The 12,505-nt window shown below is 66.8% G+C and carries 11 protein-coding genes; 3 read left to right on the forward strand and 8 right to left on the reverse strand.

What is annotated here, in order from left to right; genetic code table 11:
* Position 1: 1 nt before the first annotated feature.
* Together uraD and puuE are read right to left on the reverse strand one after the other, a co-directional pair.
* Positions 2–514 (reverse strand): 2-oxo-4-hydroxy-4-carboxy-5-ureidoimidazoline decarboxylase, encoded by a 513-nt coding sequence (uraD, locus tag ACZ5R1_RS09120; protein ID WP_027599783.1) that lies wholly within the window; start codon positions 512–514, stop codon positions 2–4.
* Positions 511–1,419, reverse strand: a complete 909-nt coding sequence (puuE, locus tag ACZ5R1_RS09125; protein ID WP_464713056.1) for an allantoinase PuuE — start codon at positions 1,417–1,419, stop codon at positions 511–513. Before puuE ends, uraD begins: the two co-directional genes overlap by 4 nt.
* A 217-nt stretch (positions 1,420–1,636) precedes the next feature.
* On the opposite strand from puuE, the gene uraH reads away from it, so the two are divergent.
* Positions 1,637–2,008: a hydroxyisourate hydrolase gene (gene uraH / locus ACZ5R1_RS09130; protein WP_007158860.1), complete on the forward strand. Its 372-nt coding sequence runs from the start codon at positions 1,637–1,639 to the stop codon at positions 2,006–2,008.
* 69 nt (positions 2,009–2,077) lie between these two features.
* On the opposite strand, the gene ACZ5R1_RS09135 is transcribed toward uraH, so the two are convergent.
* Positions 2,078–3,124, reverse strand: a complete 1,047-nt coding sequence (locus tag ACZ5R1_RS09135) for an SGNH/GDSL hydrolase family protein (RefSeq protein ID WP_464713057.1) — start codon at positions 3,122–3,124, stop codon at positions 2,078–2,080.
* A gap of 187 nt (positions 3,125–3,311) precedes the next feature.
* Positions 3,312–3,635, reverse strand: a complete 324-nt coding sequence (locus ACZ5R1_RS09140; protein WP_007158858.1) for an ArsR/SmtB family transcription factor — start codon at positions 3,633–3,635, stop codon at positions 3,312–3,314.
* A 107-nt stretch (positions 3,636–3,742) separates the two neighbouring features.
* On the opposite strand from ACZ5R1_RS09140, the gene ACZ5R1_RS09145 reads away from it, so the two are divergent.
* Positions 3,743–4,840 (forward strand): NADH:flavin oxidoreductase/NADH oxidase, encoded by a 1,098-nt coding sequence (locus ACZ5R1_RS09145; protein WP_464713058.1) that lies wholly within the window; start codon positions 3,743–3,745, stop codon positions 4,838–4,840.
* Positions 4,841–4,983: 143 nt separating this feature from the next.
* Positions 4,984–6,147, forward strand: a complete 1,164-nt coding sequence (ptaA, locus tag ACZ5R1_RS09150) for a pyoverdine biosynthesis transaminase PtaA (RefSeq protein WP_464713059.1) — start codon at positions 4,984–4,986, stop codon at positions 6,145–6,147.
* A 213-nt stretch (positions 6,148–6,360) separates the two neighbouring features.
* Here the strand turns inward: ptaA and guaD are convergent, their stop codons facing one another.
* From guaD to xdhA, 4 genes are read right to left on the reverse strand one after another with little or no spacing between them, the layout of a single operon-like run.
* Positions 6,361–7,665 (reverse strand): guanine deaminase, encoded by a 1,305-nt coding sequence (guaD, locus tag ACZ5R1_RS09155; RefSeq protein ID WP_412177559.1) that lies wholly within the window; start codon positions 7,663–7,665, stop codon positions 6,361–6,363.
* A gap of 35 nt (positions 7,666–7,700) precedes the next feature.
* Positions 7,701–8,528, reverse strand: coding sequence for a xanthine dehydrogenase accessory protein XdhC (gene xdhC, locus ACZ5R1_RS09160; protein ID WP_169853639.1), 828 nt, complete (start codon positions 8,526–8,528; stop codon positions 7,701–7,703).
* Entirely contained in the window at positions 8,525–10,924 is a 2,400-nt protein-coding gene (xdhB, locus tag ACZ5R1_RS09165; protein ID WP_464713060.1) for a xanthine dehydrogenase molybdopterin binding subunit, read from the reverse strand. The genes xdhC and xdhB overlap by 4 nt, the downstream gene beginning before the upstream one ends.
* A complete protein-coding gene (gene xdhA / locus ACZ5R1_RS09170) occupies positions 10,917–12,356 on the reverse strand; it encodes a xanthine dehydrogenase small subunit (RefSeq protein WP_464713061.1) in 1,440 nt (479 codons plus the stop codon). The genes xdhB and xdhA overlap by 8 nt, the downstream gene beginning before the upstream one ends.
* Positions 12,357–12,505: the final 149 nt, after the last annotated feature.

The following is a 12,505-nucleotide window of genomic DNA, read 5'->3' on the forward strand; positions in this document are numbered from 1 at the left end:
GTCAGAGGGTCTGCAGGCGGAAGAGGGCGATGCGGTCGATCTCGGCCAGGGCACGCTGGAATTCCTGCTCCGGACTGTTGGGCAGGCGTTCCTCGAAGGCGGCCAGGATCAGGTGCCGGTTGCTGCCCTTCACCGCCATGATGAAGGGGAAGCCGAATTTGGCGCGGTAGGCCTCGTTGTGGCGGGTGAAGCGTTCGAGTTCGTCCGGGGTGCATTGATCGAGGCCGGCGCCGGCCTGTTCGCCACTGCTGGCGGCGGTCAGTTCTCCCGCCAGGGCGGCGCGTCCGGCGAGATCCGGGTGCGCCTGGATCAGCGCCAGCTGTTCGGCTTGGCTGGCGCGGGCGACCTGGGCGGCGAGGCGCTGGTGCAGGGCTTCGACGCTGTCCGGCAACGGCTGGCCCTCGTCGAAGGCGCGCTCGGCGACCCAGGCGGAATGCTCGTAGATGCCGCCAAAGGTCGCGACGAAGGCAGCGCGCTCCAACTGGCTGGGGGTGACGGTCTGGAAGGTGCTCATGCCGGCGAATGCTCCCGGTGCCAGTGACGGGCGATGTCCACCCGACGGGCGAACCAGACGCGCTCATGGCTCTGGGCGTATTCGAGGAAGCGCTTGAGGCCCACCAGGCGACCGGGGCGACCGATCAGCCGGCAATGCAGACCGATGGAAAGCATCTTGGGCGCGGTGGCGCCTTCTTCGTAGAGGGTGTCGAAGGCGTCCTTGAGGTACTGGAAGAATTGCTCGGCGGTGTGGAAACCCTGGACCTGGGTGAATCTCATGTCGTTGGTGTCCAGGGTGTAGGGGATCACCAGGTGTGGCTTGCCGGTGGGCGTATCGGGTTCCCAATAGGGCAGGTCGTCGTCGTAGGTGTCGCTGTCGTAGAGGAAGCCGCCTTCCTCCATCACCAGGCGCCGGGTATTGGGACCGGTCCGGCCGGTGTACCAGCCCAGCGGTCGTTCGCCGGTCAGCTCGGTGAGGATCTCGATGGCGCGCTGCAGATGGGCGCGCTCTTCGGCCTCGTCCATGTACTGGTAGTCGATCCAGCGATAGCCGTGGCTGCAGATCTCGTGGCCGGCCTGGACCATGGCGCGGATGACCTCGGGGTGGCGCTCGGCGGCCATGGCCACGGCAAAGATGGTCAGGGGCACCTGGTGCCTGGCGAACAGTTCCAGGATACGCCAGACGCCGGCGCGACTGCCGTATTCGTAGAGCGACTCCATGGACATGTTGCGGACGCCCGGCAACGGCTGGGCGGCGACCATCTCGGAAAGGAAGGCCTCGGACTCCTTGTCGCCGTGGAGGATGTTGCGCTCGCCACCCTCTTCGTAGTTGAGCACGAAGGACAGGGCGATGCGGGCGTCACCCGGCCAGAGAGGGTGGGGCGGCTGGGCGCCATAGCCGATGAGATCACGGGGATAGGTCATGGAAGGGGCATCCTGGCAGTCGAGATGTTTTGTATACAATGTTTGGAGACCTTTGCCGAGTCCCAGCAAGAATCCTGCCTAACTGGTCTGACCGGTCTGAAGACTTCCGGCCGGCTGGAACGCCCCCAGGCTGCAAACAGTGCCTCTGGCAGGGCTGTATACAATCGCTGGCTGGAAAACTGCTAGGCTGGCTCATCCCCCCTGCAGGAGCGCTCCCATGTCCGTTTCTTTCCCTGGCGGTTACCTGACGACCCATGTGCTGGACACCGCCGGTGGCTGTCCGGGCGCGGATATCGTCTTTCGCCTGTACCGTCTGGAGGGGGCCGCGCGGCAGGCCCTGGGTGAAGGGCGGACCAACGCCGATGGCCGCAGCGATACGCCGCTGTTGCAGGGCGACGCCTTCACGGCAGGGGTCTATGAGCTGGAGTTCGAGGTGGGCGCCTACTACCGGCGCCGCCAGGTGGCGCTGGATGAGCCGGCCTTTCTCGATACCGTGGTCCTGCGCTTCGGCCTCGCCGACGAGGGCGCGCACTACCATGTACCGCTGCTGGTCTCTCCCTACAGCTACTCGACCTACCGCGGCAGCTAGCGGCAACTGCTCCGCGGCGGTGCACTTCCGCCCGAATCGGCACCAGGGTAGGGCGTAGGTCCCGTGGCGCTAGTGGAAGGTCGGCTCGGTGTTGAGTCGCGCGGTGGCGAGCATCGGACGATCCGGCACGGCACTGCCGGGCCAGGTCTGGGCGATGCGTTCCAGCACTACCTGGGCCAGCATGCTGTGGGTACGACTGGCGAAATGCCCGCGGGCGCCAAAGATATAGGCCTGGTCAGCGCCCGGTTCGACGTAGCTGTCCGGATCGCAGAATTCGCGACCGGGGAGACAGGCATCCCCTTCGGCATGGGTAAAGCCGTAGTTTCCGTAGTGAGCGAAGACCTCTTCCATCACCCGGTAGGCATCCACCAGCAGCAGACGGTCTCCGGCCGGCAGGTTGGCCTGCAGGGTATCGTTGTAGAGCTTGACCAGCTCATGGTTGCGCTGCGCCACCTGCTCGGTCCAGGGCTCGAGATAGGGCGCCTTGCCGTAGTCGGTGTTGTTGAGCACCACCAGCCGCTGGGCACCCAGGCTCAGCAGATAGCGCAGCAGCTTGACCTCGTTCAGGGCCGTATGCCGGATCCGCGCCTCGACCTGTTCGCGGACCTCGGGGGGCAACGGGGCGTCGGCCATCAGCGCGGCCTTGAGCTTCTTGTCGTAGAAGGGGCCGATGATGTCATTGCCGCCGATCTGCACCAGCACCAGGTCCTGCTGGCGGAAGCGGCCGTGCTGCATCTCGAAGTTGCGGATCTGCTGGGAAAAGGCCAGTGGCGCCTCGTTGTGGTCGAAGCCCGGCTCGGTGAAGCTGCCGGTCACGGCGCCGCCCTCGGCGTAGCAGAGACCGTCGGGGTCGCTCGGCCCCTCGTGGCCATAGCCTTCCACCTGACGATTGGGACCCAGCTCTATGCCGTAGGCGTCGGCGATTTCCTGCGGGTAGGTACGCCCCGGATTGGTCGCATAGATGTGGCCGAAGGTGCCGCAATCCATGAGGCTGTCACCAAAGGCGATGACCCTCTGGATACCCCGCGCCTCGGCGATGGGCTCGGGGCTGGGTACGAGGGCGAGTAGCGCGGCGACACCCGCCAGTGCGGTCGCCAATCCCCAGTGCTTGCCCATCCTCTACCTCCCGGCAGCGCCCAGCGTCTGTGCTGTCACCGCCTGCTGCAACCTTCATACCGGGAAGAGCGGGAAAAACGGCGGAGAGTTCCCTGCGACCGGACCAGCCGAGACGGCAGGCGACGACAGGCAAGGACCTCGGGTGGGACGGGGCGATTGCGGCCCGCCCGCTGCCATTCAGGGTGGGTCAGTCCGGCTTGGCGACGGGATCGGAAGATTGCGCCAGGATGGCGGCCATCAGACCGGGGAAGCGCTGATCCAGGTCTTCGCGCCGCAACTGGTTCATGTGCGTGGTACCGGCGTTGCGGGTATGCACCAGGCCGGCGTCGCGCAGGACACGGAAGTGATGCGACATGCTGGATTTGGGACGGCCGCCGTCGAGTTCGCCACAGGTGGCCTCGGCGACCCGCGCCAGGTAGCGGACGATATCCAGGCGCACGGGATCGCTGAGCGCGTGGAACAGACGCTCAAGGGAAAATTCGTCGGGACTGGGATGTTTGAAAGGGCGCATGCGCCAATCATACACCGGGGGTTGGCGATTATGTTATGTTCGATTAATATCGAATTAACGAACAAGATTTCGACGTACACCTTGTCACCATACGGGAGACCGCTCAGATGTCCGCATTGTTCCAACCCTTCACCCTCAAGGACGTGACGCTGCGCAACCGCATCGCCATTCCGCCCATGTGCCAGTACAGCGCCGTGGACGGCGTCATCGACGACTGGCACCAGGTCCACTATGCCGGCCTGGCCCGTGGCGGTGCGGGTCTGGTCGTCGTCGAGGCCACGGCGGTCTCGCCGGAAGGCCGCATCACGCCCGGCTGCGCCGGCATCTGGTCGGACGCCCATGCCCAGGCCTTCGTGCCGGTGGTCCAGGCGATCAAGGCCGCCGGTTCGGTACCGGGTATCCAGATCGCCCACGCCGGTCGCAAGGCCAGCGCCAACCGGCCCTGGGAAGGTGACGACCATATCGCCGCCGACGACGCCCGCGGCTGGGACACCATAGCCCCGTCCGCCGTGGCCTTTGGCGCCAACCTGCCCAAGGTCCCCAAGGCCATGACCCTGGACGACATCGCCCGGGTCCGCCAGGACTTCGTCGACGCCGCCAAGCGTGCCTACGAGGCCGGCTTCGAGTGGCTGGAACTGCACTTCGCCCACGGCTACCTGGCGCAGAGCTTCTTCTCGGTGCATTCCAACCAGCGTGACGACCAGTACGGCGGCGACCTCGCCGGCCGCAGCCGCTTCCTGCTGGAAACCCTGGCCGCGGTGCGCCAGGTCTGGCCGGAGCACCTGCCGCTGACCGCGCGTTTCGGCGTGATCGAATACGACGGTCGCGACGAAGAGACCCTGGCCGAATCCATCGAGCTGGCCCAGGGCTTCAAGCGCGAAGGCCTGGACCTGCTGAGCGTCAGCATCGGCTTCTCCACCCCGACCGCCAACATCCCCTGGGGCTCGGGCCTGCTGGCACCCATCACCGAGCAGGTGCGCAAGGCGACCGGCCTCAAGGTGGCCTCGGCCTGGAACATCGACACCCCGGCCCTGGCCAACCAGGTAGTGGCCGACGAGCAGCTGGATCTGGTGATGGTGGGTCGCGCTCACCTGGCCGATCCGCACTGGCCCTACTATGCGGCCAAGGCCCTGGGCGTCGACAAGCCGTCCTGGGTGCTGCCGGCGCCCTACGCCCACTGGCTGGAGCGCTATCGCACCAGCTGAGGCTGAAGAAATGGCCGCCGCGGACCGGCGGCCATTTCTACTGGCGAGTGGCTAGTATGATAGCTAGCTAATCGTTAGGCCCGCACCTTGCATGACGTCAAAGCGATCCATCGCTGCTCTATCGTCATACAGGGAAAATTGTCATGTCCGAGATGTCTCGTCGCTCCTTCGTCAGCCTGGCCACCCTGGCCTCCGCCGCAGTTCCGCTGGTGGGCTGGTCCCGTCTGGCTGCCGCGGATACGGCCGCGCCGCCCGTGCGGGAAAAGGTGCTGATCAACTACAACGAGAATCCGCTGGGACCTTCGCCCAAGGCCGTGGCCGCCATGCAGCGAGGGGCCGCCCTGAGTGGCCGTTATCACTTCGAGTATCAGGAGCAGCTGATCAAGCTGTTCGCCCGCCAGCACGGCTTGCCGAAGGATCATGTACACGCCTTTTGCGGCTCCAGCGAACCCCTGCAGTACGCGGTGATGGCCTTTACCGGGCCCCGCAGCCTGGTGCTGGCCAACCCCAGTTACGAAGCGGCCATGGTGGCAGCCAAAGCCAAGGGGGCACCGGTCCACGAGGTTCCGCTGGACGCCAGCCATGCCCACGACATTCCCGCGATGCTGGCGGCGGACAGCCAGGCCGGGCTCATCTACATCTGCAATCCGAACAACCCCACCGGCACCGTCACGGCACGCGAGCGCATCGAATTCGCCATCGCCAATCGCCCCAAGGGTAGCGTGGTGATGATCGATGAGGCCTATATCCACCTGAGCAACGAAAAGAGCTGCCTGGACCTGGCCGCGCAGCATGACGATGTTCTGGTCCTGCAGACCTTTTCCAAACTCTACGGCATGGCCGGCGCTCGACTGGGCTTCGCCGTGGGTAAACCGGATTTGCTGGCCAAGCTGGAGGTGTTCGGCGGCGAGAATGCCATTCCGGTCGCCGCCATGCTGGGTGGCATGGCCAGCCTGGAGGATCGCCAGTTGGTAGCGCAGCGCCGCAAGGAGAATGCCGCCACGCGCGACGAGACCCTGGCCTGGCTTCGTCAACGGGGCTTCGCCTGCACGGCCTCCCAGGGCAACTGCTTCATGGTCGATACCGGTCATCCGGGCCAGCAGGTGATCGCCGCCCTGGCCAGGCGCAACATCGTCATCGGTCGCACCTGGCCGGCGTGGCCGACCTGGGTAAGGGTCAGCGTCGGGTTGCCGAATGAGATGAAGGCCTTCCGCGAAGCCTTCGTCGCGGTGCTCAAGGACCCGACGGCGCTGGCCGGATTCACGCCTTTGGAACGCCAGGGTGGCCAATTGGCGCAGCTCGCCTGATCCGCCGATAAAGCGCTTGTAGGGTGGCTAACGGCGCAGCCTTATCCACCCTGCCGCGGGCCTGCCAGTGGAAAACGCGGCGCGGTTTTCCACGCTACCGGATCGAGGCTCGGGCTTGGTCGTTTGGGTTTGTTGGGCTTCGCTAGGCTCAACCCAACCTACGTTGATGGGTAGGTTGGGTTGAGGCGGCTCCAGCGGCGAAGCCCAACAGGTTCAGCTGTCGCGGCCATGCACCCGGCGACCTGCGGCATAGGTCTCGCGCACCACGCGGTCGTCGGCGAGGGTGGTAAGGACGAAGAGGGTTTCTTCCAGGCTCTTGGACTGCTGCAGGCGGTAGTCCAGCAGCGAGGTGGCCTTGAGGTCGAGCACCACGAAGTCGGCGTCGTGGCCGGGGGCCAGGCTGCCGATGCGGTCGTCCAGGCGCAGGGCGCGGGCGCCGCCGAGGGTGGCCAGGTAGAGCGACTTGAAGGGGTGCAGGCGATGGCCGCGCAGTTGCTGCACCTTGTAGGCCTCGCCGAGGGTCTGCAGCAGCGAGAAGCTGGTGCCGGCGCCGACATCGGTACCGAGGCCGACATTGACCTTGAAGGCTTCCATCCGATCTAGATCGAACAGCCCGCTACCGAGGAAGAGGTTGGAGGTGGGGCAGTGGGCCACCGCCGAACCGGTGTCGTGCAGGCGCTGGCATTCGGCGTCGCAGAGGTGGATGCCGTGGGCGAACACCGAGCGCGGACCAAGCAGCTGGAAGTGGTCGTAGACGTCCAGGTAGTGGCTGCGCTCCGGAAACAGCGCCTTGACCCAGTCGATCTCCTTGAGGTTCTCGGAGAGGTGGGTGTGCAGGTAGACGTCCGGGTGCTCGGCCAGCAGGCGACCGGCGGCTGCCAGTTGTTCCGGCGTGCTGGTGGGGGCGAAGCGCGGGGTGACGGCGTAGTGCAGCCGGCCCTTGCCGTGCCAGCGCTGGATCAGCGCCTTGCTGTCGGTGTAGGCGGACTCGGCGGTGTCCTGCAGATAGTCCGGGGCGTTGCGGTCCATCAGCACCTTGCCGGCGATCATGCGCAGGTCGAGGCGTTCGGCGACCTCGAAGAAGGCATCCACCGACTGCGGATGGACACTGCCGAACACCAGGGCGGTGGTGGTGCCGTTGCGCAGCAGTTCGCCGACGAAGACCTCGGCCACCTCGGCGGCCTTGGCCGGATCGGCGAAGGCGCCCTCGGTGGGGAAGGTGTAGGTGTCCAGCCAGTCCAGCAGCTGTTCGGCGTAGCTGGCGATCATGCCGGTCTGCGGATAGTGGATATGGGTGTCGACGAAGCCGGGGGTGATCAGGGCGTGGGGGTGCTCGATCACCTCGGTGCCGGCTGGCAGGGTGGGCAGCAGTTCGGCGGCCTGACCCATGGCCTGGATGCGGCCGTCCGCGACCAGCAGCAGACCGTCGGCGTGGTATTCGTAGGAGGCGTCCAGCCCCACCTCGGCCGGGTCGGCGAGGCTGTGGAGCAGGGCGGCGCGATGGGCGATGGCAGTCATAACGATCTCTGAAAGACGAAGCGGCGGAAAAGGGATCAGTTGGGCGCGACGGCGTTGACCAGGCGCAGCGGCTGGTCCGCCTGCTGGGCCTGGCGGCCGTAGTGGGCGATGACCTCGCCGGCCACGGCGATGGCGATCTCCAGCGGCAACTTGCCCTGGACCTCGGGCAGGCCCAGCGGGCAGCGCACCGTGGCCAGGCGGTCGGCGCCGTGGCCACGGGCGGCGAGGCGGTGGCGGAACTTGGCCCACTTGGTCCTGGAGCCGATCAGGCCGAAGTAGCCATGGTCGCCGCGGGCGAGGATGGCGTCGGTCAGCTCCAGGTCCAGGGGGTGATTATGGGTCATGACGATGTAGTAGGCACCCGCCGGCATGCGGGCGATCTCGTCGACCGGCTCGTCGGTAACGATCTTTTCCACGCCAGCGGGCAGGACGGCGGGAAACTCCTGGGGCCGCGAGTCGACCCAGCGCACGGCGCAGGGCAATCCCGCCAGCAGCGGCACCAAGGCCCGGGCGACATGGCCGGCGCCGAAGACGATCACCGGGACGTCCTGCGCCAGCTGGGGTTCGAACAGCAGGGTGGTGACGCCGCCACAGCACTGGCCGAGGCTGGCGGCCAGGGAGAAGCGTTCCAGGCGCGGCTGGCGGATGCCGGCGGCGAGCATTTCCCGGGCGATGTCCACCGCGCGGTATTCGAGATGACCGCCACCGATGGTCAGGTGCTGCTCCTCGCGCCCCACCAGCATCTTGGTGCCGGCCTCGCGGGGCGTGGAGCCCTGTTCGTCGGCCACGGTGATCAGCACGCAGGGCTCGCCGCGTGCCTCGAAGTCGGCCAGCAGGGCCAGCCAGCCACGTTTGGGGGTCATGCGGGCTCCTCCGTGGCGGGGACCGGGGTGGTGTGCAGCTCGGCGGCCAGGCGGCGCATGCGCTCCACGCCCCAGAGTACCCGCTCGGGGGTGGCGGGCGCGTCCAGCGCAGGATGGAAGCGGTAGTCGGCCACGCTGGCCACGGCGTCCTGCAGGGCGCACCACACCGAGATGCCGAGCATGAAGGGCGGCTCGCCCACGGCCTTGGAGTGGAACACCGTGGCCTCGGGATTCTGCCTATTCTCCACCAGCCGTACGCGCAGATCCGGTGGCACATCGCTCACCGCCGGGATCTTGTAGGTTGAGGGACCGGCGGTGAGCAGCTTGCCGGCGTCGTTCCATACCAGTTCTTCCATGGTCAGCCAGCCCAGGCCCTGGACGAAGCCGCCTTCCACCTGGCCGATGTCGATGGCCGGATTCAGGGAGGCACCGACGTCGTGGAGGATGTCGGTGCGCAGCAGGCGGTATTCGCCGGTGAGGGTGTCGATCAGCACCTCGGAGCAGGCGGCGCCGAAGGCGTAGTAGTAGAAGGGCCGGCCGCGCGCCTGGTCGCGGTCGTAGTGGATCTTGGGCGTGCGGTAGTAGCCGGTGCTGGAGAGTGACACCTGGCCGACGTAGGCCAGCTGGATCAGCTCCTCGAAGCTCAGCAGGCGATCGCGCACCCTGACATGGCCATTGCGGAAATCGACCTCTTCGGGCCCGATGTGGAAGTGCCGACTGGCGAAATCGATCAGCCGGTCCTTGATGGTCTGGGCGGCGTTCTGCGCGGCCTTGCCGTTGAGATCGGTGCCGCTGGAAGCGGCGGTGGGCGAGGTGTTGGGCACCTTGTCGGTGTTGGTCGCCGTGATCTGGATGCGGGCTATGTCGACCTGGAAGACCTCGGCCACCACCTGGGCGACCTTGGTGTTGAGCCCCTGGCCCATCTCGGTGCCGCCGTGGTTCAGGTGGATGCTGCCGTCTGTGTAGACGTTGACCAGGGCGCCGCCCTGGTTGAGAAAGGAAGAGGTGAAGGAGATGCCGAATTTCACCGGGGTCAGGGCCAGGCCCTTCTTCAGTACCGGACTGTTCCGGTTGAAGTCGCGGATGGCCGCACGACGCGCCTGATAGTCGCTACTGGCCGCCAGGTCCGCGGTCATCTCCTCGAGCAGATTGTCTTCCACCACCTGGTGGTAGTGGGTGAGGTTGCGCGTCTCCTTGCCGTAGTAGTTGCGCCGCCTGACCTCCAGCGGATCGAGACCGCGATGGCGGGCGATGGCGTCCATGACGTTCTCGATGGCCAGCATGCCCTGGGGGCCGCCGAAGCCGCGGTAGGCGGTGTTGGACGCCAGGTGGGTCTTGCATCTGTGGCCGGTGATCTGGGCATTGCCGAGAAAGTAGGCGTTGTCGGCATGGAACATGGCGCGGTCGATGATGGCGTTGGACAGGTCCGGCGAATAGCCGCAGTTGCCTGCCAGTTCGAAGCGGATGCCCAGCAGCCGGCCGTCTTCGTCGAAGCCGACGTCGTACTCGACGTGGAAGGGATGGCGTTTGCCGGTCATGTGCATGTCTTCAAAGCGCGGCAGGCGCATCTTCACCGGGCGCCCGGTGAGATGGGCGAACACCGCGCAGAGCGCCGCCGGCATGCCGGCCTGGCTCTCCTTGCCGCCGAAGCCACCGCCCATGCGTCTCATGTCGACGGTGACCCTGTTCATGGAGACGCCGAGCACCTCGGCCACCTGTTTCTGCACCTCGGTGGGATTCTGGGTAGAGGAATAGACCAGCATGCCGCCGTCTTCGGTGGGCATGACCGAGGCCACCTGGGTTTCCAGGTAGAAGTGCTCCTGGCCGCCGATGGCCAGTTCGCCCTGCAGACGATGGGGGGCAGCGGCCAGGGCGGCGGCCGCGTCACCCAGGTGGTGGCTGTGGCTGGGCGAGATGAAGTGCTCGCGGCGCAGCGCTTCCTTGACGTCGAGGATGGCCTCCAGCGGCTCGTATTCGACGAGGGCGGCCTGGGCCGCACGGCGGGCGGCATCGAGGCTGGTAGCGGCCACCGCCAATACCGGCTGGCCCAGGTACTGCACCTCGCCATCGGCGAGCAACGGATCGCCGGGGAGGACGGCGCCGATGTCCAGCTGGCCCGGTACGTCGGCGGCGGTGATGGCCAGGGCCACGCCGGGAATCGCGTAGCAGGGCGCGAGATCGATGTGCTTGATCCGCGCATGGGCGTGCTCGCTCATGCGCGCATAGACGTGCAACTGGTTGGGGAATTCCAGGCGATCGTCGATATACAGGGCCTCGCCACTGACATGCTTGTCGGCGCTCTCGTGCTTGAGCGATTTTCCGACGCCGGTGGCCAGGCCGGCGGCGAAGGCCGCGGCCATTTCCTCGGGGGTGCGAACGGGGAGGGTGCTAGACATGGGCGGTGAGCCTCGTGGCGAGCGTGGGCTGGGTGGTCTCCAGGTGACATTTGCGCAGCAGATTCTGCGCCGTCAGCAGGCGGTATTCGCGACTGGCGCGGAAGTCCGACAGTGGCGCGAAATCCTCGGCCAGGGCCTGGACGGCGCGTTCGATGGACGCGGTATTCCAGAGCTGGCCGAGCAGCGCCTGCTCGCAGTGAGCGGCACGCTTGGGCGTGGCCGCCATGCCGCCGTAGGCGATGCGTACCGCCGCGACGTGGTCCTGGTCGAGCTCCAGCGCGAAGGCGGCGCAAACCGCGGAGATATCGTCGTCCAGCCGCTTGGATACCTTGAAGGCGCGAAAGACCAGGCCCTCACGCGCCCGCGGCACCCGGATCGCCTGGATGAATTCGCCGGGCTCCAGGGCCGTCTTGCGGTAGTCGAGAAAGAAATCGTCCAGAGCCAGTTCACGCAGGCGTTCACCCTGGCGCAACAGCAGGCTGGCGCCCAGGGCCAGCAACAGGGGCGGACTGTCGCCGATGGGCGAGGCATTGCCGATATTGCCGCCCAGGGTGCCCTGGTTGCGGATCTGCAGGGAGGCGAAACGCTGCAGCAGGGCGCCGAAGTCCGGGTAGTCGGCGGCCAGGGCGGCGGCGCAGTCGGCCAGCGGGGTGGCGGCGCGGATCTCGATCGAATCGTCGCCAACGGTGACGCCGCGCAATTCCGGGAGGTTGCCCAGGTAGATCAGGGTCTCCAGACGGCGATGCTGCTGGGTGACTTCCAGGGCCAGGTCGGTACCGCCGGCCAGCAAGCGCGCCTCGGGGTGCGCTTGGTAGAGACCGGCCAGTTCGCTCAGGGTGGTGGGGCTGTGGCAGCGCCGGTTGGCGCCCTGCAGCCGGGTATCGGGTGCTGGCGCCAGGGTCTCGAGGCGTTCCAGGGTCTGCTGCTCGCGGGCATCGAAGTGGTCCGGCTGACGGCCGGCGCAAGCCTGCTCGGCTGCGGCCAGGATCGGCCGGTAGCCGGTGCAGCGGCAGAGATTGCCGGCCAGGGCCTCGTGGGTGGCGGCGTCATCCGGCGCGGCAACGTTCTTCTGCAAGGCGAACAGCGACATGACGAAGCCAGGGGTGCAGTAGCCGCACTGGGAACCGTGGCAGTCGACCATGGCCTGCTGCACGCTGTGCAGGCGGCCCTGGTGCTTGAGGTCTTCCACGCTGATCAGTTGCCGGCCGTCCAGTGCCGCGACGAAGGTCAGGCAGCTGTTGACGGTGCGATAGCGCAGCTGGTCGCCGTCGGGCTCGGCCAGCACCACGGTGCAGGCGCCACAGTCGCCCGAGGCGCAGCCTTCCTTGGTGCCGGTCTTGCCGCAGCGCTCGCGCAGGTACTGCAGCACGGTAAGGTTGGGATCTAGCTGCTCTTCAACGCGCAGCTCCCGGTCCAGCAGAAACCTGATCACGGCCGCTCTCCACCTGGTCTCGAATGCCTTGATGGTGGGTAAAGCTGACCGATAGGTCAACATTTGCCCGGGTGAGTGGCGCCCCTCTGTCGTTTTTGAGCAAGAGGGGCAGGAAAGGCTGCGCCGTCCTGGCGCACTCGGTACGGCGG

The sequence above is a fragment of the Pseudomonas sp. Pso3 genome (genome assembly GCF_055393275.1).